Raw genomic sequence first — 20,961 nt, forward strand, 5'->3', positions numbered from 1 at the left:
TTTCAACGATTGAGAAAATGCCAGACCGGCTTGAGCTCGGCCAGCAGCCAGCACGATGGCAGGATGATGGCCAGCGCGATCAGCCCCCGCCCCGTCCAGTCCTGGTCGTCCTGCAGATAGGCGTTGCACAGGCGGATGGGCTGATCCAGATACGTCATGCCCACGATCGCGCTCATCCAGCAAAAATTACCCAGAAAGAAAATCTTGATGACCTGATTGGAGCGCCGCAGAGACGTCCGCAATATCCAGCCGCACAGCGGCAGGCCCAGATATTTGAACATCGCCACGCGCCAGTCCGTCAAGGCATCATCCAGCGCCTTGGGAATCATCCAGCCCGCGCCGATCAGGCTGACCAGCAGCAGACCGGGAACACCATATTCATTATAGGACCAGGCCGGACGCGGCCCTGGAGCGACGTCCGCCGTCCGGTCCCGTGCGCGCCAGGCCTGTTCGGCAAACAGTCCCGCCAGCACCAGCAGGGGAATCTGGACCAGCATGTGCAGGCTCATCAGTGCCGTCAGCTGAGCGCGCGGCACCACGGCCAGCCCCAGGCACGCCAGGGCGGCAAGCCACCCGCCCCAATGCGCCATCCGCCATGCGTCCTGCCCTGCCAGAGGGCGGTCCGACAGCCGGCTGGCCGACGAGGCCGGCTTGAGAGGCGCCGCGCTCATGTCGCGCCCTTTTCACGCGGCGGCGCCACGGTAGCCGGACCGGGCACAGCGGGCGGCGCCAGCGACTCGGCCGCCTTGAGCGCCAGACCGGGCTCATCCAGATTCAGGACGCGGGCGAGACGGCCATCGGCGGTCACAATATGAAAGGCCGCATTGTGCTCGAATTCACCCAGCGGCGCCGGCACGACCGTGATGCCGAACAGGGCCAGCGCGGCATCGCGCTGCGCAGGCTCGGCAAAGGACATGAATTGCCAGACCGCCGGATCGGCCCCCATGCGCGCGGCATAGCGGCTCAGATCCGGCGCGCGGTCGCGCGGATCAAAGCTGATGCTGATCAGCCGGATGCGATGCTGCAGCCCGCTGGCCTCGATCGCCTGCTGCAGGCGCTCCGTCAGGGATCCCTGCGCCAGGCACAGCGACAGGCAGCGCGTATAGAAGAAATTGACGATGGCGACGCGTCCGTCACGGCGCAGGTCCCGTCTCAGATCCAGGACCCGATCCTCCCCAGCCAGCACACTGACGGCGGGAATCGCCCGGGGGGATCGGGCGACATCCTGCCGTCGCGCGGCCTCGGCCGTCAGGACGGTGAAGCCATCGGTCAGGCCATACAACGATCCAACGCCGGCCGCCAGGGCCAGCACCAGCGCGAGAATCCAGCGCACGCCGGCCGACTCGACTACTTGGCCAGCAGAGGACGCAGATCCTCGTCGCCCTTCCAGGGGCCTTGCTGACCCTTGGTCTCCTCACGGACCTGCGCGACCTTCTTGGCGTCCGTCGCCGAGGCGGTGTTGCCGAAACTGGCACGCACATGGGTCACCAGGGCGGCAATCTCCTCATCGGAGAACTTGGAGAAATTGGGCATTTCGCCGTTGTATTTGTTGCCTTCGACCGTCAGCGGCCCCTGGATGCCATGCAGCAGGATGCGGATCATGACACCGGGATCGCCCGCATCCACCCATTCGGACTTGGACAGCGGCGGGAACACCCCCGGCACGCCGGCACCGCCGGCCTGGTGACAGGCCACGCAGTTGGCCGTGTAGAGCTGCCCCCCATCCGCCGTTGCCGGCACGACAAAATCCGCCGAGACCCGGTTGTCCCCGACATCAGCAGGCATCGGGTTATAGCTGGAATACAGGTGGTACACCGCCCACAGCAGCAGCAGGCTGATGACCGTCAGCACGATCTTGGGCACCGGGCGGCTGCCCTCGTGAGGTTCGGGCTGCTCGCGGCTCTGCTGATTGAATTGGGGATCGCTCATTGCTTCGCTCCTTCGCCGCCGGCTTGCTGGGGCAGTTCCGGCAGCTTGGCGCCGGGCTTGACCGGATAGGTGTGATCCAGACCGATCAGGTAGGCCACCAGATCCAGGGCATCGGGCGTGGCGACCACGACCTTGCCGGCCGGCGCGAAACTCGGCGGCAGGTTGACGACCTTGTCGCCCGCTTCGGCCTTGTCCTTGAGCTTGAACATGAAGGGGAAGGACGGCATGTTGCTGCCGGGCGTATAGGCGCGCGGCTCGTACAAGTGGCCCAGGTTCCAGTCCACGCTGGGCTGGCGTGCGCCGATGTTGAACAGATCCGGCCCGGTGCGCATGGTGCCCAGCAGGTGGGGACTGTCATAGTAATAGTCGCCCGCGACCGGCGCGCGGCCCCAGCCACGCTGAAAATCCGGCGCCTGGGACTGGCTGCGCGGCTGTTGTGAATGACAGTAGACGCAGCCCATCGAGATGTAGACCTGACGCCCGCGCAGTTGCTGCTCGGTATAGGGCTTCAGACCCTCGGAAGGTTGCACGCTGGACAGCTGCATGTAAGGCAGCACGACCAGCGTGGCGGTCGCCAGCGCGAGCGTGACCATCGCGCCGCTGAGGAGTTTGTATTCGTTTTCCATGATCAGGCACCTGCAATCGCCTGATGCTCAGGCATAGATTTCCGGTTGTGCAACAAGGCGGGGCCGACGCGGCTCGTGCCATAGCGCAGCGCCATCAGCACGAAGTGCACGGCGAATACCAGATGGCCCAGGGTCATCATGGCGCCGCCCAGCGTGCGGCCCTCGAGATAGGGCATCGTGATCCGCACCGAATCCATGAACGGTCTGGTCGCATCCAGCATCGTCAGACCCTGCAGCCAGCCGCCGATGGTCAGGCTGACAAAATAGATGCCGATGCCCAGCGTCACCAGCCAGAAGTGCAGGACGATGAGCTTCGGATGCGGCCATTCCCAGGACATGACGCGCGGCATCACGAAATAAATGGCGCCGAACATCACGATGGAGAAAAAGGCGTACAGGCCGAGGTGGGCATGGGCCACGGTGAAATGCGTGAAGTGCGCCACCGTGCTGATGCTGCGCAGGGCTTCGAACGATCCCTCGATGGAACTGAGGGTGTACATCATGGCGCCCACCACGATGAAGCGCAGCGTGGGCGAGTAGTACATGGTCCTGAACTGGCCGCGCATCGTCAGGTGCTGGTTCACCGAGAAGGCCATCACAGGGATGATCATCATCATCGACTGGACGATCGACAGCGTGATCAGCCAATGCGGCACTGGGCCGCCCACCAAGTGGTGGCCGCCGACCTGACCGTAGAAAAAGGCCAGCGCCCAGAAACCGATCAGCGACAGATTGTAGGACTGGATCGGGCGGCCAATGATCTTGGGCAGGAAGTAGTATACCGAGGCCAGCGCGATCGGGGTGTAGTACAGGCCCAGCACGTTATGGCCGAACCACCAGTTCATGGTGGCCTGCTCGACGCCGAAGTGCACGCCGGGCGCCTTGCCCACCAGATACAGTACCGGGAACCAGAACAGCGCCGCGCCCATGTACCAGATCGATACGTACAGATGCTTGGCCTTGCGGTTGCGCAGCGTGAACACCAGCGGCAGGGCGATCAGGGCGCCGCCCAGCACCAGCAGGATGCTGATCTGCCAGGGGATCTCCAGCCATTCCAGGCCAGCGTTGATGCCCACGGCGACACTGCCCAGCCCGGCGATCAGGCCGGCATTCCACAGCATGCACCCGAGCAGCGCGAAACGCCCGCCATACAGACGCGTCTTGAGCAGGCGCGGCAGCATCCAGATGGCCACGCCAAAGGCCGCCATCGGGCACCAGCCGTAGGCCACCATGTTCAGATGCAGCGTGCGCGTGCGGCCGAACGTGAGCCAGGCATACTGCGTCAGGAATTCGGGATTGTGCAGCTTGATCGAACTGATCAGGCCGAAGACCGAGGCCAGCACCAGCCAGACAATGGCACAGCACAGAAAGGTGAAAGTGATGTAGGCGGTCGACCGGTCTGCCTCCAGACGATCGGCGAGTTCCGCTTTCAGCTTGCTCGCCAGGGAGGGATCGACGACGGCCTTGCCGCCTTCGGTGACGACCTGCTGCAGCCCTGCCCGCTGCGCCGGCGTGGCGGAGGGATCCTCGACATGGCCGATTTCGCCAGTCGAGAAAATCACGGAGGCCGCTTCGGGATTGTCGTCGAACATGTTCCGCCTGAGCGACCAGATGAACACACCCAGTCCGGTGACGGATAATATGAAGGTCAGGAGTAGTACGGTAATGGTATCCACAGCGCTTCCGATGCAAGTCAAAGACGCGCAAAGCCCGTGAAACAGGGCTCTGGCGGCCGTTATTGTAGACTCAGATTTGATCTATGATAAATCCACGACCGGAGATCAGGCTCAAATTCCCCTGGTTGCAATGCGGACATCTGGTCCGCACAGCACAGGCAACACGCCGGTTTCCGTGTTCATCCTCAGGAAAGACCCTCCATGGAATGCACCCTCGACTGGCAAGGCCCCGAAGGCATGCTGTTCATCACCCGCACCGGCAGCGGCCACATCCTGGCGATGGACGGCGCTCCGGATGGCGGCGGCCTCAATCTGGCGCCCCGGCCCATGGAAGTCGTGCTGGCCGGCGCCGGTGGCTGCGCCGCCTATGATGTGGTGCTGATCCTGAAACGCGGCCGCCATGCCGTGACGGGCTGCCAGGCTGTCCTGACGGCCGAGCGGGCCGACACCGAACCCAAGGTCTTCACCAAGATCCACTACGCATTCCGTGTGACGGGCCGCGACCTGCCCGCCGCCGCCGTGGAACGCGCGGTGGAGCTGTCGCACACAAAATACTGCTCGGCCATCGCCATGCTCGAAAAGACGGCCGAGATCACGCACTCGATCGAGATCGTCGCAGCCTGACCGCCGCATCGCTGGACGCCGTATCGCTGACCGCTGAGTCGTGACGCAGGCTGCCGCGCCGCGATGCCGAACGCCGCGATGCGGGCCGCTGCGTCGTGATGCTGAACGCCGCGCCGCGATTCAGACGGCCATCGGCGCCGTCAACGGCGGGTGGTGACGGTAGTCTTCGAGCGCAAAATCCTCCGGTTCCAGACGCTCCAGCCATTCGGGCTCGTAGCGGCCGGTGTCGGCATGCGCCGGAATGCGGTCCGACAGGCACAGCCGGGGAGCCGGCAAGGGATCGCGATCGAGCTGTTCGCGCAGCATGTCCACATGCGTCTCGTAGATATGCGCGTCGCCAATAAAATACGTGAACCAGCGCGGCTCATAGCCTGTCAGCCGCGCCACCAGATGCGTCAGTGCCGCGCCTTCGGCCAGATTGAACGGCGTGCCCAGCCCCACATCGTTGCTGCGAATGTACAGGCACAGCGACAGCTCGCGCGTCGTCGGATTGGCCAGGAACTGGTAGAGCAGATGGCAAGGCGGCAAGGCCATCTCTTCGAGCTGGGCCCAGTTCCAGCCATGGAACAGGATGCGCCGACTGCCCGGATCGCGGATCAAGGTGTCCAGGCAGGCGCGCAACTGATCCACGGCCTTGTAGAGCAGCACGTGCGGCCGGTCCTGATCCAGGACCTGGCCGATCATGCGATAGCCCTGACCCTGCGCGGCCTCGATGCGCGCGGCGGCCTCGACCGGCAGCAGCTTGTAGGCCGGCCACTGACGCCATTGCACCCCATAGACGGGCCCCAGGTCATCGGGCCCGTCGCGCCACGGACTGTCCAGCCAGGCGCGATTCTCGTTGGCGTTCTGATCCCACACCCGGCAGCCCAGCGCGCGAAAATCCGCCGCGCTGTCGGCCGCGCGCAGAAAGCCGACCAGTTCGCCCATGGCCGACTTGAAGGCCAGCCGTTTGGTGGTGACTGCGGGAAAGCCCTGGCGCAGATCGAAGCGCAGGCAGGCGCCCGGCAGGCTCAAGGTGCGCACGCCCGTGCGGTTTTCCCGCCAGGCACCCTGCTCGAAAATCGAGCGGACCAGATCCAGATAGGCCTTCACGTGGAGCCTTCGAGAATGCGCCGGGCCCGTTCGATCAGAGGCAGATCGACCATGCGGCCGTCCAGGCGGAATGCGTATTCACCGGTCGAATCGGCATGATCGATCACCCGGCGCGCCCAGTCGGTTTCCTGGGGCAGCGGCTGGTAGGCGCGCAGCACCACGGGAATCTGCGCGGGGTGAATGCACAGCATCCCGCCGAACCCCATGTCCCGCGCGAAAGCGGCCGATCGTTCCAGGGCCTCCAGGTCGGTGAAGTCCGGATGGACACAATCGAGCGGCGGCCTGAGCCCATGCATGCGGCTGGCCACGAGGATCCGCAACCGGGTCTGGTCCAGCACGAAACGGGCCGCATCGGTCCCCGGCCGGGTACCGAATTCGACCATCAGGTCCAGGATGCCGAAAGACAGCCGCACCACGCCATGCGCCTCGGCGATGCGCTCCAGCGCCTGCAGCCCCGCTGCCGACTCGATCACGGGAATCAACGGTTTGCCCGCGCCCGAGACACGATAGACATGATCCGGCGCCTCGGCCTTGGGCAGCAGGATGCCGGCCACCGAAGGCAGTGAACGGCACACGGCCAGATCCTCATCGAACCAGGGGGTCGAGCCGTCGTTGATGCGCACCCACAGGCGATCCCCGGGATGCGCCGCCGCATACTGCGCCAGCGCGTCGCGCGCGCCGGCCTTGTCCTCGGGCGCAACCGCATCCTCCAGATCGACGACCACGGCATCGGCGCCGCTGGCAACGGCCTTGGGTATGCGGTCCGCCCGGCTGGCCGGCACGAACAGTGCGGTACGCATCAATGTGTCATGCATGGAACCCCCTTGTTTTCAAGCTGACGCTCAAGCCTGTGCCGGAACGGCGCGCGCGGCAATCCGCTCGCGCCATTCGCGTGGACCGGTCTGATGGACCGAGACGCCCTGGGCATCGACAGCCACCGTCACCGGCATGTCACGCACCTCGAATTCATAGATGGCCTCCATGCCCAGATCCTCGAACCCCAGCACCCGGGCGGAACGGATGGCCTTGGACACGAGGTACGCCGAGCCGCCCACCGCCATCAGATAGGCCGAGCCGTGACGGCGGATGGCCTCGATCGCCTTGGGACCGCGCTCGGCCTTGCCGATCATGGCCAACAGACCTGTCTGTCCCAACATCATATCGGTAAACGCATCCATCCGCGTGGAAGTGGTGGGCCCGGCCGGACCGACGACCTCGTCGCGCACCGGATCGACCGGACCGACGTAGTAGATGACCCGCCCCCGGAAATCCACCGGCAGGGACTCTCCGCGCGCCAGCATGTCCTGGATGCGCTTGTGCGCCGCGTCGCGTCCCGTCAGCATGCGCCCCGACAGCAGCAGGCGCTCGCCAGGCTTCCAGGAAGCGACCTCTTCGCGGCTCAGGGTGTCCAGGTTCACCTGGCGCGAGGCCTTGTAGTCGGGCTTCCAGTGGACTTCGGGCCATTCGGACAGCGCGGGCGGCTGCAACGCCGCCGGGCCTTGGCCATCCAGCGTGAAATGCACGTGGCGCGTGGCGGCACAGTTCGGGATCATGGCGACCGGCTTGGAGGCGGCATGCGTCGCACAGGTGAGGATCTTGATGTCGAGCACCGTGGTCAGCCCGCCCAGGCCCTGCGCGCCGATACCCAGGGCATTGACCTTGCGGTACAGCTCGATGCGCAGTTCCTCGAGCCTGTTCTGCGGGCCGCGCTGCAACAGCTCGTACATGTCGATGTCCTGCATCAGCGACTGCTTGGCCATGAGCATGGCCTTTTCCGCCGTGCCGCCCACACCGATCCCCAACATGCCGGGCGGACACCAGCCCGCGCCCATGTGCGGCACAGTCTCGAGCACCCAGTCCACCAGCGATTCGCTGGGGTTGAGCATGGCGAACTTGGTCTTGTTTTCCGAACCGCCGCCCTTGGCCGCGACCTGCGCATCCACGGTATTCCCGGGGACCAGTTCGACGTGCAGCACACAGGGCGTGTTGTCGCGTGTATTGCGGCGCGTGAACAGCGGATCGTCCAGCACCGAAGCGCGCAGCGGATTATCGGGATTGGTGTAGCCCCGGCGCACGCCTTCGTCACACAGTTCCTGAAGACTGCGACGCGTGTCGAAACGCACGTCCATGCCGACCTTGAGAAAGACATTGACGATGCCGGTGTCCTGACAGATCGGGCGATGCCCCTCGGCGCACAGGCGCGAATTGGTCAGGATCTGGGCGATGGCGTCGCGCGCCGCGGGGCTTTCCTCGACGTCGTAGGCCCGCGCCAGATGCCGGATGTAATCCAGCGGATGGTAGATGCTGATGAACTGAACGGCATCCTCGATCGACTGAATCAGGTCGTCCTCGGCGATTGTGACCATCATTTTCCTTTCCAGACGGGCGGACGCTTTTCGGCGAAGGCTGTCGCGCCCTCGCGCGCGTCTTCGGAGGTGAAGATATGCGCCACCAGCGGGCGCTGGCGCTCGAACATTTCTTCCGGACGCCAGTTGCGCGATTGCGAGACGATGGACTTGGCCGTGCGCACCGCCAGCGGACCATTGGCGGCGATGGTGCGCGCCAGGGCCAGCGCCTCGTCCAGAGCCGCGCCGGGCTCGGCCAGCCGGTTGACCATCCCCAGCTGATGCAGACGCCCGGCATCGAACATGTCACCCGTCAGCACGGCCTCCATGGCGACGTGATAGGGGATGCGCGACGGCAGGCGCAGCATGCCGCCCGATCCCGGCACCAGACCGCGCCGGACTTCGGGCAGCCCGAACCGGGCGTCACGCGCGGCAACGACCAGATCGCAGGCCAGCACCAGCTCGCACCCGCCCGCCAGCGCGTAGCCCTCGACGGCAGCGATCAGCGGTTTGGCGGGCGGCTGCTCGCACAGCCCGGCAAAGCCGCGCTTGCCCACATAGGGACGCTGGCCGGTTGCGGCAAAGGCCTTCAGATCCATGCCGGCGCAGAAGTTCCCGCCCGATCCCGTCAGGATGCCCAGACGCAGTTCCGGATCGTTGTCCAGCATGTCCAGCGCCGCCGCCAGTGCCTGAGCGGTCTCCAGGTTGATCGCATTGCGCGCCTGAGGCCGATTCAGCTGTATGACCAGCACCCCGTCCAGGCGCTGCACATCGAGGCAATCACTCATGTTTTCTCCGAAAAAAGAGAAGTGGATAAAATGGCCGTTCCGGATACGGTCCAGACCGTGTCCCCCCGGACGACAGAAACCCATCGCGGGCACAGCCCGCCACGTCATGCTCACATTCCAACAACTGATTTTATCGCTCCAGCAATATTGGGATCGCCAGGGGTGCGCCCTGCTGCAACCTTACGACATGGAAGTCGGGGCCGGCACCTCCCATACCGCTACCTTCCTGCGCGCCATCGGTCCCGAGCCCTGGCGCGCGGCCTACGTCCAGCCTTCGCGCCGTCCCAAAGACGGCCGCTACGGCGAGAACCCCAACCGGCTGCAACACTACTATCAGTTCCAGGTCGTGCTCAAACCGGCGCCGCTGGACATCCTGGATCTTTATATCGGCTCCCTGCGCGCGCTGGGGATCGATCCCGGACAGCACGACATCCGCTTCGTCGAAGACGACTGGGAAAACCCCACCCTGGGCGCCTGGGGCCTGGGCTGGGAGGTCTGGCTCAACGGCATGGAAGTCACCCAGTTCACCTACTTCCAGCAAGTCGGCGGACTGGATTGCAACCCGACCATGGGCGAGATCACCTACGGCCTGGAACGTCTGGCCATGTACCTGCAAGGCGTGGAATCCGTCTACGACCTCGTCTGGACCCGGGGCCCCGACGGCACGCCCGTGTACTATCGGGACGTATTCCACCAGAACGAAGTCGAGCAGTCCGCCTACAACTTCGAAATCGCCTCCACCGCCATGCTGTTTGCTCATTTCAACGATTACGAGGCCGAAGCCAAGCGCCTGATCGAAGTCCCGCTCGCCCTGCCCGCCTACGAGGCCACGCTCAAGGCCGCACATACCTTCAACCTGCTTGATGCGCGCGGCGCCATCAGCGTCACCGAACGCGCCACCTACATCGGCCGCATCCGCACGCTGTCGCGCGCCGTGGCGCAGGCCTATTACGACGCGCGCGAACGCCTGGGCTTCCCCATGCTGCGGGAGGTCGCGTGATCATGCGCATGAATCCGAACGCACGTCCGCTGGTCATCGAACTGGTCACCGAGGAACTCCCGCCCAAGGCGCTGGACGCTCTGGGACAGGCCTTCGCCGAAGGCATCCGCAAGACGCTCGACACCCTCGGGCTGCTCGACGAGCCCTGCCCCTGCACCCCCTACGCCACGCCCCGGCGGCTGGCCGTGCGGCTGGACGCCGTCCTGGGCCAGGCACCGGACCAGGCCTATGCCGAAAAGCTCATGCCCGCCGCCATCGGCCTGGATGCCCAGGGCGCGCCCACACCGGCCCTGCTGAAAAAGCTCCAGACCAAGGGCCTGGGACACCTGGGCGCGGCAGACCTGACCCGCCGCCACGACGGCAAACAGGACGTGCTCTACGCCGAAGGCACGGCGCCCGGCGCGCAGCTGACCGACGGCCTGCAACAGGCCCTGGACTACGCCGTCACGCACCTGCCCATTCCCAAAGTCATGCAATACCAGCTGGCCGATGGCCGCACCAGCGTCAAGTTCGTGCGCCCGGCCCAGCATCTGCTGGCCCTGTGGGGCGCGGATATCGTGCCGGTCTCCACGCTGGGACTGCAAGCGGACCGGATCACGCGGGGGCATCGGTTCCTCGAAAGCGGCCCCCTGTCGGTCGAATCCGCCGACGCCTGGGCAGACCGCCTGGCCGGCGACGGCGGCGTGGTGCCTTCCTTTGCCGAGCGGCGCGCACTGATCGCCCGGCAACTGGCCGGGACCTCCGCCACGCTGGGCGCGACCATCGGCCAGGATCCCGAGGTCGACGCCCTGCTCGATGAGGTCACCGCGCTGGTCGAATATCCGACCGTCTACGTCGGCGCTTTCGAGGAAAGCTTTCTGGCCGTGCCGCCCGAATGCCTGATCCTGACGATGCGGCTGAACCAGAAATACTTCCCCCTGTTCGATCCGGCGACCGGCGCGCTGACGCATCGTTTCCTGATCGTCAGCAACATGCAGCCCGCCGATCCGGCCCACATCATCCAGGGCAATCAGCGCGTGGTACGCCCGCGCCTGGCCGACGCGCAGTTCTTCTACCAGACCGACCTGAAGACCCCGCTGGCCGACCGGGTGGCCGGCCTGGCCAACAGCGTCTATCACAATAAACTCGGTTCTCAATGGCAGCGCACCGAACGAGTGCGCGCGCTGGCCGGCTGGCTGGCGCCGCTGCTGGGCGGACAGGCGGAACCGGCCGCGCGCGCCGCCCAGCTGGCCCATGCCGATCTGGGCACCCAGATGGTGGGCGAATTCCCCGAACTGCAAGGCATCATGGGCGCCTATTACGCCGCCCACGACGGCGAGGCCCCCGACGTCGTGCGCGCCCTGCGCGACCAGTACCGCATCCGTCTGGACGAGCCCGTCACCGACGCGACGCTCACGGCCGCCGTCCTGTTCATGGCCGAACGCGCCGAGACCCTGGTCGGCATCTGGGGCATCGGCCTGGCGCCGACGGGCGAACGCGATCCCTATGGCCTGCGGCGCGCCGCCCTGGGCCTGATCAGCGCCTACGAACAGCTCACGGCCGGCGGTCAGCTGCAGCCCAGCCAGGACACGCCGGCGCGTCTGGCGGCCCTGCTGGCGCAGGCCGTCGCGGGCTTTCCCCCGGACACGCTGGCTGAAGGCACGGTCGAGGCCGTGCTGGATTTCGTCTACGAGCGCTACCGCAATCAGCTGGCGGCCGACTTCGACCGCTCGGCCATCGATGCGGTCCTGGCCTTGCGCCCGCCGCTGCATCAGGTCGCCGCGCGCGTCCAGGCCTGCGAACAGTTCTCCCGGCTGCCCGAGGCCGAGTCCCTGGCCGCCGCCAACAAACGCGTCAGCAACCTGCTGAAAAAAGCCGACGACACGCAACCGGATTTCGACCCGGCGCTTCTGGCCGAACCGGCCGAACGCCAGTTGGCCGACACCATCGCCCGCCTGGCGCCCGAGGCCACCGCCCAGTTGCATCGCGGCGACTTCACGACCAGCATGGCCACCCTGGCCCAGGCGAGGGTCGCAGTCGATGCGTTCTTCACCGACGTCATGGTCATGGCCGAGGACGCCCGCGTCCGCGCCAACCGTCTGGCCCTGCTGCGATCCCTGCACGGCCTGATGAATCAGGTCGCCGATCTGTCGAGGCTCGCCCGGTGAAACTCATCATCCTGGACCGCGACGGGGTCATCAACCATGACAGCGACCGGTTCATCAAGTCGCCTGAAGAGTGGGTGCCGATCCCGGGCAGTCCCGAAGCCATCGGCCGCCTCAGCCAGGCCGGCTGGCGCGTGGTCGTGGCGACCAACCAGTCCGGCATCGCCCGGGGCCTGTTCACCATGGAGACCCTGGGCGCGATCCATGCCCGGATGCGCCAGGTGGTGGCCGATGCGGGCGGGCGCATCGATGCCATCTTCTGCTGTCCTCACGGACCGGACGATGGCTGCGCCTGCCGCAAGCCGCTGCCCGGCATGCTGCGCGATATCGCCCAACGGCTGGACGTGGATCTGGACGGGGTGCCGCTGGTTGGGGACAGCCTGCGTGACCTGCGCGCGGCGGCCGCCGGCCACTGCGCGCCCTGGCTGGTCCTGACCGGCAAGGGCCGCAAGACCTGGGAGACCTCCGGCACCAGCGGTGAACTCCCCGCCGGCACGCAGGTCCGCGACGATCTGGCCACCGTGGCCGATACTCTGCTCAAGGCCGTGCCATGACTTATCTGCGCTCCACGCTCTACATGGTCTACCTGGTGGTCACCGTGATCCCCTATGCCCTGTGCTGTGTCCTGTGGGCGCCCCTGCCCCTGGCCTGGCGCTACCGGCTGACCCTGGGCTGGCCCCGGATGGCGCTGTGGGGCGCCCGCTGGATCCTCGGCATGCGCTACCAGGCGCAAGGCTGGGAACACCTGCCGACATCAGGGCCCGCCATCATCCTGTCCAAGCACCAGTCCGCCTGGGAAACCCTGTATTTCGCGGTCAAGCTGCCGCGCGATGTGGTTTTCGTCTATAAAAAGGAACTGCATCGGGTGCCCTTTTTCGGCTGGAGCCTGGCCTTGCTCAGCATGATCCCCATCGACCGCACCAAGGGCAAGGAATCCTTTGATCAGGTCGTGAAAATCGGCACCCGGCGCCTCGAGGAGGGCCGCTGGCCGGTGCTGTTTCCGGAAGGCACGCGCGTGGCGCCCGGGCAGGTGGGTCGCTACAAGCAGGGTGGCACCCTGCTGGCCTGCCGTACTGGCACACCGGTGATCCCGGTCGCCCACAACGCCGGCGAATGCTGGCCACGCAATGCCTTTCTGAAGACCCCCGGGCTGGTGACGGTGTCCTTCGGCCCGGCCATCGACCCGAACGGCCATACGCCGACCTCCCTGAACGATGCAGTCCGCGACTGGATCGAGGCCGAAATGCGACGTCTCAATCCCGAACGCTATGCCAACCGCTGACCGCCATCAGCTCGATCTGTTCAGCACCGACGACTGGCCGACCGCCGCTCCGGCGAGCCGCCCCGGACAAGCCGGCGACGCCGCGCCCACCCCCCGGCCAGAGCGTCCGCCATCCCCCCTTCACGCTCCTTCGAAGCCCGCGCACCCTGCTGCCAAACCGCTGCTCCCTCCCGCCCCGCCCACCGACCTGCCGCCCGGTGCGCGCTGGCGGACGCTGGAACTGGACGGCGGGATGCTGGGCTATGTGCTGCGCCGAGTGCGCCGCAAGACCATCGGATTGCACATCCAGGATACCGGGCTGACGATCCGGGCACCGGCCTGGGCCACCTACACGCAGATTGAGGACGCCATCCGGGAAAAGGCCGCCTGGATCCAGGACAAGATCCAGGACCGCGACCGGCGCCTGGAACAACTGGCCCTGCAGGCAGGCCAGTGGCGTCCGGGCGGCCGCATCCCCTATCTGGGGATTGCCGTCGAGCTGCGCCTGGATGGCGCCCGGCCCGTCCGCTACGCCGGCGACCCGGGCAGTCCGGCCGAGGGCGACTGCCTGTTCCTGCCCCTGCCCGACAGCGCCGACCCCGGCCGCATCCAGGAACGCGCCCAGGCCTGGCTGCAAGAGCGGGCCCGGATCGATTTCGACCGGCGCCTGCGCCACTGCCTGGCGCGCGCGAGACAATCCATCCTCGGCTGGAGCCTGTCTTCCGCTCAGGGCCGCTGGGGCTCATGCAACAGCCAGAAACGCATCCGGCTGAACTGGCGACTGATTCATTTCGCGCCGGCACTGATCGACTATGTGGTCGCCCACGAAATCGCCCACCTGAAGGAAATGAACCACAGTCCGGCCTTCTGGCGCGAGGTCGAACGCCTGTGTCCGGATTTCCGCGAGGCGCGGGATACCCTGCGCCGACAGCCGCCGGACACCCTGCCGCTGATCTGAGCCGGCCAGCCGCGCGGGCATCGCCTCCCGGGCTCCCGCCCCGGCCGGCTGTTTTGCTTCCCGGCGCAGCCAGGCGTTGAAAAATGCGTATGATGGTAGGTCAAATGCGCGATCGGAGGATTTCATCATGCGCCTGCTACACACCATGCTGCGCGTCGGCAACCTGGACCGTTCCCTGATGTTCTACACAGAGACGCTGGGCATGCGGCTGCTGCGCCGCAAAGACTACCCGGAAGGCGGATTCACGCTGGCCTTCGTCGGTTACCAGGATGAGGCCGAGGGCGCCGTCATCGAACTGACCCACAACTGGGACACCGACCAATACGAGATCGGCACCGGCTACGGCCACATCGCCATCGAAGTCGAGGACGCCTATGACACCTGCGCCAACATCAAGTCGCGCGGCGGCCTGGTCGTGCGCGAGGCCGGCCCCATGAAACACGGCTCCACCGTGATTGCTTTCGTCCAGGATCCCGACGGCTACAAGATCGAACTGATCCAGCGCGCCGGACGCGAGGACTGAAACCCGCCCGGCCGGCGCGCGCGTTCAAGGCCGGCGGGCCCTCGTCCCATGGCTCACGGGGTGGGTATCACCCCGGCGGCCGACAGGGCGTCGGCCATGTCCATGAACTGCGCGACCGACAATTCCTGGGGGCGCGCCGTCGGCACCACGCCCAGAGCGTCCCAGTCGAGCCATTCGGACCAGGCGCCCAGGCTTCCCCGGATCATCTTGCGGCGCTGCTCGAACACCCGCGCCACCAGCCGCTCGAACACCTGCGCATCCCGAGGCTGACGCAGTTTCTCGGGCGCCAGCGGGCGCATGCGCACCACGGCCGACATCACCCGGGGCGGCGGATCGAACGCCTCGGGCGGCACATCGAACAAATGCGTCATCCGGTAGCGCGCCTGAAGCATGACGGACAGGCGCCCATACTGGCTGTCACCGGGCCGGGCCACCATGCGGTCGATGATCTCACGTTGCAGCATGAAATGCTGATCACGAATCCGGCTGGCCCAGCTCAGCAGATGGAACAGCAACGGACTGGAAATGTTGTAGGGCAGATTACCCACCACGCGCAGCCGGACGGCATCCGCCGGCCGGCCCGGATCGGCGTCGGCAGCGCACGCCAATTCGCCGAAATCCACCGTCAGCGCATCAGCCTCGACCACCTGCAAACGATCCGGCGTCCAGCGGGCGCGCAACCGGCCGGCCAGGTCGCGATCGAGCTCGACCGCGGTCAACCGGTTCAGCCGGTCCAGCAGCGGTCCGGTCAGCGCCGACAGCCCCGGGCCGATCTCGACCATGAGGTCGTCAGGCTGCGGATCGATGGCGCGCACGATGGCATCCACCACGGCCGCATCGGCCAGAAAATGCTGGCCGAAACGCTTGCGCGCCTGATGCGCCATCAGCGATCGCCCTCAGCCGCCTTTTCCAGGCGGTTGTCGATATAGGCCTGGCTGCGCAACTGGTCCAGCCAGTCCTCGTAAGCCGGCCCGATGCGGCGTTCCATCAGCACGCGGCGCGCCTGGATACGGCGGAATTCGTCTTCCATGTCCTTGGTCCTGCGCTCCTCGACCTGGATCAGGTGCCAGCCGAACGGCGACTTGACCGGTTGACTCACCTGACCGTCCTGCAAGGCATTCATGGCCTGCTCGAAGGCCGGCACAGTCTCGCCAGGATTGAGCCAGCCCAGATCGCCGCCCTGAGGCGCGGAAGCATCCTCGGAGTAACGCCTGGCCAGTTCGGCAAAGGACTCACCGTGCTCGATGCGGTTGCGCAGCCCCTCGAGCGTGGCGCGAGCCTTGGCATCGTCCACGATCTTGGAGGTCTTGATCAGGATGTGCCGCGCATGGATCTGCGTGACCATCATGGGCCCTGCGGGAACCTGGGTGGGCGCCGGGGCCGGCGCGGGTTTGGGGCGTTTGGCGGCCCTGGGCGCCGGGCGCTGGGCATAGCCCCGGCGCAGGACCTTCAGAATGTGGAAGCCACGACCGCTTTGCAGGATGCCGCTGACACCGCCGGGCGGTGTGCGCGCGATGGCCTTCGCGAACAGGTCGGGCCAGTCCTTCAGCGGCCTGATGCCCATATTGCCCCCTTCCAGGGCCTGAGGTCCGTTCGACGAGGCGGCGGCCACTCCGGCGAAATTGGCACCGGACTTGAGCTTGCGCAGAATCGACTCGGCCTTCTTGCGTTTTTCCTCGACGACGCTTTCCGCCGCGTAGTCGGGGACCTCGATCAGGATCTGCGCCAGTTCGATCAGCTCGGGACCGGTCGGCCGCGGCGCGGGAGCCGGCTCAGGCGCGGGCGCGGGGGCCGCGGTGGGCGGCAGGGCGATCGGCTTGCCGGCGTTCATGGACAGGAAGGCATCAACGTCGCTATCACTGATCCGGATGCGATCCTCGACAAAACGCTGGCGCAACATGTCGTCCTGGATCTGGTTGCGCAGATCGGCGCGGTAATCTTCCCATTTCATGCCGGCGTGGCCGATCTCGCGCTGCAACTGCTCGACCGTGATCCGGTTGCGCTGGGCGACGGACTGCACGGCCCGCTCGACCTGGGCATCCGACACCCGGACGCCGACCCGCTGAGCCTCGTGATTCTGCAGCGCGGCGTTGATCATCTGCTGCAATACCTGGCGCTGCAGGATGGGGGCCTCGGGCACCGGGATGCGCTGCTGCTCCATCTGGCGCCGGACCTGAACGGCCTTGGCCTTGACCTGGGCCAGGGTGATGACTTCCTTGTCGACGATGGCGGCAATGCCGTCGACGAATTGTTCGGACGGGCCAGCGGCGGGGGCCGGCCGCGACGACTTGCCGGCCGCCAGGACGGACGCGGACATCCAGACGCTGAGCGCGATGGCCAGCGACAGGATGCGGGCGGGATGACGCAAGCCAGACATCATTCGTACCTCTCGAAAACGGTTTTTTCAGACGTGGGAGGCGTCACGGGCTGGTAGCCGATGACGCGATCGGTCAGCATGGACATGGGGTCGGTCCCCAGAGAGCCCAGGCCAGTGAGTTCCAGCTGCAGGAAGAGTGCCGTGTTGGATTCTTCGGTCGATACGGCGTAATGCTGCAACACCGCGCGCGCGGCCCAACCGCCGTCGCCCCGGTACTCCAGCCCCAGGATGGACTGCGTGTTGCGTCTTTCTGCCAGGGAATAATCATACCGTCCCACCCCGTACCAGCGCGAGGAAAGCGGCCACTGGGTGCTCAGGCTGACCTGTTCGCGGGACTCCGGGATGGCGCCCGAGGGCAGCACGCCATAGGGATCGGTGTAGCTGTTGACGTCCCGCTCGTAGCGGTAGGACAGCGACACGGTCGCCAGACGCTTCGGGGTCCAGCGCACACCGCTGCTGATCCGGTTGCGGTTCAGGGTCTTGTTGTCGAACATCCCGTCGAAATACACCGAGAACCTGTCGGTCAACGCCGCCCTGACCCCGATCAGGTAATCCGATTCCGTATCGGCACGAGGGGTTTCGCTGGGCAGCGTGACCTTCTGGTCATCGAAATAGAACCGCTGGGCGAACGACAGGGACAGGCGCTCGAACCCGGTATCGGCATCCAGCCAGCGGCTGGTCAGCCCCACGGTCAACTGATTGGCGTTGGCAATCCGGTCCCAGCCGCCGCTGAAGAGATTCTCGTCGAAGGCCTGCTGGTAGTTGAATGTCGCCAGCCCCGTGTCGAACACGGGCAGATCCGACTGATCCCGGTAGGGCACGTACAGGTAGTACACACGCGGCTCCAGCGTCTGGATGGCCGCATTGCCGAACAGCGACGTATTGCGTTCCATGGTCAGGCCGGCGTCCACCGAGGCGATCGGCAGGATCCGCGACTGCGTGCGGGGCCGGCCCGCGAATTGCTCCATGCCCGGCGTATCGGAAAACCACTCCGTATCGTAACGGGTCATGTGCAGGCCGACCTTGGGGGTCAGATAGGCGCTGGGCAGCACGAAGGGGCGCGCAATCGTGGTGTACGAGGTCATGCGCGTGCCATTGGGCATCAGGCGCCGGCCGGACTGTTCCGGAAAGGCGTCGCCCCGGTAGATCGGCGCCATGAACCGCGCGACCGTGTTCGCCGATACGACGTCCAGGCCATGCCAGCCATAGCGCTGGGCGGTGAAATTGAGCTTGGGCAGCGTGTCGTAGGGCGGCGCCAGGAAGGACCCGGTGCGATCCTGCAGGGTCTGGTAGTGGTAGTACTGCAGATAGCCCGACAGATAGCGGTTGTCCGACCACGACAGCGTCGCCTGGCTGGGCATGTAGGTGATGGCCGTGTCCGTCAATCCGAACGAGGTGAAATCCCGGAAATAATTGTCGTCGGAAACCTTGCGCGCATCCAGGTAGGCGGTGAAGCCCATGCCCAGGTTCCGGGTATGCTGGACCGAATACATCCAGCGCTTGTTGCCCGTCTCACGGTCGCGCATGATGTAGGAGCCGAACAGTTCGGAATGGGAACGGGTGCCCAGGTGACGGAGCTCGGCGCCCAGCAGCAGGCCACGCTTGCTCAGCAAACGGGGATACAGCGTGGCGTCATAGTCCGGCGCCAGATTCAGGTAATAAGGGGTGGTGATCTCGATGCCGCCGTTGCTGGAGGTGCCATAGGTCGGCAGCAGAAAGCCGCTCTTGCGATCCTTGCTGAGCGGGAACGTCAGATAGGGCGAATACAGAATCGGCGTGCCCTTGAAATACAGCACGCCGTGACGCGCCACCCCCTCGTTCTCGTCCAGGTACAGATCGACCTTGCTGGAATCGATGTACCAGGCCGGATCGGGCCCCGTCCAGCCGCTGTAGTGCACGTTCTTGAGACGCATGTGCTGGCGAGTGAGGATTTCCGCCTCGTCGGCCTGCCCTGCCCCGGCCGTCCCGCCCAGCCAGAATCGCGGCTGCTCGATCAGCCCCTGCTCGGTGTCGACGTTGTAGCGCAGGTGCGGGCCGCGCACGATGTTGCCGCCGCGGATCATCAGGCCATTGCCGCGCACGTCGGCCTCGCCGGTGGACTGCAGATAATCAATGCGATCGCCCTTGATCACGGAATCCAGCCGGCGGATCTGGGCGTTGCCGCGCAGGATCACGCGTCCCTGAGCATCGCGGGTCAGGTCGTCGCCGATCAGGAACGAAGGCAGGGCGTCGTCTTTCAGGCCCGGATGCAGCCGCAGGCTGCCGACCATCCGCAGACCATCCCCATCCGTCGAGGGCTGTGCGTCCGCATCCGTCGAGGGCTGTGCCGCGAAAGCCGGCGCCGACAGGCACAAACCCAGAAAGATGATGCGACCGATCCAATACGCCAAGACCCGGATCCCCGAAATGGTTGAAAGAGACTGGTTGAAAGAGAAGACGGCCGATCAGCCCACCCGCGACGATCAGCAACCCAGTATTATAGAGAAGCCGGGCCCTATCGTGTCCGCTCGTTCGCTCCGCCGGCCGATTGACCTTTTTTTACCCAAAACCACCCCGAATTCCGCGCATGACCCCTACCCCTACGCCAGATCTTCGCCTGGAGGCCCTGCGCCACTGGCTGAGCGCCCACGCCGACCAGCTGCGCCTGAACCTGGACAGCCTCGTCCCCGTCTCGGGCGACGCCAGTTTTCGCCGCTATTTCCGACTGAATGCCGCCGAGGGCACGCGAATCGTCATGGACGCGCCGCCGCCCCACGAGAACTGCGAGCCGTTCGTCCGCATCGCCGGCCTGCTGGCCAAAGGCGGGCTGCGCGTCCCCGGGATCCTGGCCCAGGACCTCGACCAGGGCTTTCTGGTGCTGTCCGATCTGGGGACCCACACGTTCTACGATGCCTTGCTCGACGGGTTGAAACAGGACGAAGCCGCCCTGCAACAGCACTACCGGGGCGCACTGCGTGCCCTGGTCTCGCTGCAACAATGCCCGGCCGACGGCCTGCCGTGCTACGACGAGGCCCGGTTGCTCGAAGAACTGGCGGTCTTTCCCCAATGGTATCTGCGCACCCATCTGGGCTACGAACCCGACGTCAAGGCCGAGGCTGCGCTGGCGGTCATCTTCGATCAGCTGACTCAGCGGGCGACTGCGCAGCCACGCGTCCTCGTGCACCGGGACTTCCATTCGCCCAACCTGATGCTCGGTCCCGACGGGCCGACACCCGCGCCCGGCGTCCTCGACTTCCAGGATGCCCTGTCCGGCCCCATCAGCTATGACATCGCCTCGCTGGCCATGGACGCCCGCACCTCCTGGGACGAGTCCCATCAGCTCGACTGGGCCATCCGCTACTGGGAATACGCCCGGGCGGCAGGGCTGCCCGTTCCGGAGGACTTCGCCCGATTCCACGTCGACTACGAATGGATGGGGCTGCAGCGCAACCTGCGCATCCTGGGCGTATTTGCCCGTCTGTCGCACCGCGACGGCAAGCACCACTACCTGGATCACATGCCCCGGGTGCGGGCCTACGTCCGTCAGGTCGCGGGGCGCTATGCCGTCTTTCACCCTCTGCTGCGCCTGATGGACCTGGCCGAACGGCTGCCCGAGGCCGATGGGTTTTCGTTCTGATG

20 protein-coding genes are annotated in these 20,961 nt (G+C 66.0%); 8 read left to right on the top strand and 12 right to left on the bottom strand.

Annotated elements, in window-relative coordinates; genetic code table 11:
* Nucleotides 1–2: 2 nt before the first annotated feature.
* From ACK5JE_RS10395 to ACK5JE_RS10415, 5 genes are read right to left on the bottom strand one after another with little or no spacing between them, the layout of a single operon-like run.
* Nucleotides 3–671 (bottom strand): hypothetical protein, encoded by a 669-nt coding sequence (locus ACK5JE_RS10395; protein WP_416801633.1) that lies wholly within the window; start codon nt 669–671, stop codon nt 3–5.
* Nucleotides 668–1,333 carry an SCO family protein gene (locus tag ACK5JE_RS10400; RefSeq protein WP_416801634.1) on the bottom strand — a complete coding sequence of 222 codons (666 nt, stop codon included), beginning with the start codon at nt 1,331–1,333 and terminating at the stop codon, nt 668–670. The genes ACK5JE_RS10395 and ACK5JE_RS10400 overlap by 4 nt, the downstream gene beginning before the upstream one ends.
* 14 nt (nt 1,334–1,347) lie before the next feature.
* Complete coding sequence (locus ACK5JE_RS10405; RefSeq protein WP_416801635.1) at nt 1,348–1,929, bottom strand: c-type cytochrome; 582 nt, start codon at nt 1,927–1,929, stop codon at nt 1,348–1,350.
* Nucleotides 1,926–2,555 (bottom strand): cbb3-type cytochrome c oxidase subunit II, encoded by a 630-nt coding sequence (locus ACK5JE_RS10410; protein WP_416801636.1) that lies wholly within the window; start codon nt 2,553–2,555, stop codon nt 1,926–1,928. The genes ACK5JE_RS10405 and ACK5JE_RS10410 overlap by 4 nt, the downstream gene beginning before the upstream one ends.
* Before the next feature lie 2 nt (nt 2,556–2,557).
* Entirely contained in the window at nt 2,558–4,231 is a 1,674-nt protein-coding gene (locus ACK5JE_RS10415) for a cbb3-type cytochrome c oxidase subunit I (protein WP_416801637.1), read from the bottom strand.
* Nucleotides 4,232–4,432: 201 nt separating this feature from the next.
* On the opposite strand from ACK5JE_RS10415, the gene ACK5JE_RS10420 reads away from it, so the two are divergent.
* On the top strand, nt 4,433–4,855 hold the full coding sequence (locus ACK5JE_RS10420) for an OsmC family protein (protein ID WP_416801638.1): 423 nt from the start codon (nt 4,433–4,435) through the stop codon (nt 4,853–4,855).
* A 120-nt stretch (nt 4,856–4,975) separates the two neighbouring features.
* Here ACK5JE_RS10420 and ACK5JE_RS10425 read toward each other — a convergent pair whose 3' ends face one another.
* From ACK5JE_RS10425 to ACK5JE_RS10440, 4 genes are read right to left on the bottom strand one after another with little or no spacing between them, the layout of a single operon-like run.
* Nucleotides 4,976–5,947: a thymidylate synthase gene (locus ACK5JE_RS10425; RefSeq protein ID WP_416801639.1), complete on the bottom strand. Its 972-nt coding sequence runs from the start codon at nt 5,945–5,947 to the stop codon at nt 4,976–4,978.
* Complete coding sequence (locus ACK5JE_RS10430) at nt 5,944–6,747, bottom strand: HpcH/HpaI aldolase/citrate lyase family protein (RefSeq protein WP_416801640.1); 804 nt, start codon at nt 6,745–6,747, stop codon at nt 5,944–5,946. Before ACK5JE_RS10430 ends, ACK5JE_RS10425 begins: the two co-directional genes overlap by 4 nt.
* Before the next feature lie 42 nt (nt 6,748–6,789).
* A complete protein-coding gene (locus ACK5JE_RS10435; RefSeq protein ID WP_416801641.1) occupies nt 6,790–8,316 on the bottom strand; it encodes a fumarate hydratase in 1,527 nt (508 codons plus the stop codon).
* Complete coding sequence (locus ACK5JE_RS10440) at nt 8,313–9,080, bottom strand: crotonase/enoyl-CoA hydratase family protein (protein ID WP_416801642.1); 768 nt, start codon at nt 9,078–9,080, stop codon at nt 8,313–8,315. The genes ACK5JE_RS10435 and ACK5JE_RS10440 overlap by 4 nt, the downstream gene beginning before the upstream one ends.
* Nucleotides 9,081–9,186: 106 nt before the next feature.
* Between ACK5JE_RS10440 and glyQ the strand changes: the two genes are divergently transcribed.
* From glyQ to gloA, 6 genes are all read left to right on the top strand, one after another.
* Complete coding sequence (gene glyQ / locus ACK5JE_RS10445; RefSeq protein WP_416801643.1) at nt 9,187–10,080, top strand: glycine--tRNA ligase subunit alpha; 894 nt, start codon at nt 9,187–9,189, stop codon at nt 10,078–10,080.
* 8 nt (nt 10,081–10,088) lie between these two features.
* On the top strand, nt 10,089–12,227 hold the full coding sequence (glyS, locus tag ACK5JE_RS10450; RefSeq protein WP_416801644.1) for a glycine--tRNA ligase subunit beta: 2,139 nt from the start codon (nt 10,089–10,091) through the stop codon (nt 12,225–12,227).
* A complete protein-coding gene (gene gmhB, locus ACK5JE_RS10455) occupies nt 12,224–12,778 on the top strand; it encodes a D-glycero-beta-D-manno-heptose 1,7-bisphosphate 7-phosphatase (RefSeq protein ID WP_416801645.1) in 555 nt (184 codons plus the stop codon). The genes glyS and gmhB overlap by 4 nt, the downstream gene beginning before the upstream one ends.
* A complete protein-coding gene (locus tag ACK5JE_RS10460) occupies nt 12,775–13,506 on the top strand; it encodes a lysophospholipid acyltransferase family protein (protein ID WP_416801646.1) in 732 nt (243 codons plus the stop codon). The genes gmhB and ACK5JE_RS10460 overlap by 4 nt, the downstream gene beginning before the upstream one ends.
* Nucleotides 13,493–14,443, top strand: a complete 951-nt coding sequence (locus tag ACK5JE_RS10465; protein WP_416801647.1) for a M48 family metallopeptidase — start codon at nt 13,493–13,495, stop codon at nt 14,441–14,443. The genes ACK5JE_RS10460 and ACK5JE_RS10465 overlap by 14 nt, the downstream gene beginning before the upstream one ends.
* 127 nt (nt 14,444–14,570) lie before the next feature.
* Nucleotides 14,571–14,966: a lactoylglutathione lyase gene (gloA, locus tag ACK5JE_RS10470; RefSeq protein WP_416801648.1), complete on the top strand. Its 396-nt coding sequence runs from the start codon at nt 14,571–14,573 to the stop codon at nt 14,964–14,966.
* 53 nt (nt 14,967–15,019) lie between these two features.
* Here gloA and rsmA read toward each other — a convergent pair whose 3' ends face one another.
* The 3 genes from rsmA to ACK5JE_RS10485 are packed head-to-tail and all read right to left on the bottom strand — an operon-like array spanning nt 15,020 to nt 19,733.
* Nucleotides 15,020–15,853: a 16S rRNA (adenine(1518)-N(6)/adenine(1519)-N(6))-dimethyltransferase RsmA gene (gene rsmA, locus ACK5JE_RS10475; protein WP_416801668.1), complete on the bottom strand. Its 834-nt coding sequence runs from the start codon at nt 15,851–15,853 to the stop codon at nt 15,020–15,022.
* On the bottom strand, nt 15,850–17,346 hold the full coding sequence (locus tag ACK5JE_RS10480; RefSeq protein ID WP_416801649.1) for a peptidylprolyl isomerase: 1,497 nt from the start codon (nt 17,344–17,346) through the stop codon (nt 15,850–15,852). Before ACK5JE_RS10480 ends, rsmA begins: the two co-directional genes overlap by 4 nt.
* Nucleotides 17,343–19,733, bottom strand: coding sequence for an LPS-assembly protein LptD (locus tag ACK5JE_RS10485; RefSeq protein ID WP_416801650.1), 2,391 nt, complete (start codon nt 19,731–19,733; stop codon nt 17,343–17,345). The genes ACK5JE_RS10480 and ACK5JE_RS10485 overlap by 4 nt, the downstream gene beginning before the upstream one ends.
* A gap of 176 nt (nt 19,734–19,909) precedes the next feature.
* On the opposite strand from ACK5JE_RS10485, the gene ACK5JE_RS10490 reads away from it, so the two are divergent.
* The gene (locus ACK5JE_RS10490) at nt 19,910–20,959 is read left to right on the top strand and encodes an aminoglycoside phosphotransferase family protein (RefSeq protein WP_416801651.1); all 1,050 of its coding nucleotides are present in this window, start codon (nt 19,910–19,912) and stop codon (nt 20,957–20,959) included.
* Nucleotides 20,960–20,961: the final 2 nt, after the last annotated feature.

Origin of the sequence: Castellaniella sp. (genome assembly GCF_047971665.1) — a bacterium.
Taxonomy (GTDB): domain Bacteria; phylum Pseudomonadota; class Gammaproteobacteria; order Burkholderiales; family Burkholderiaceae_B; genus Castellaniella.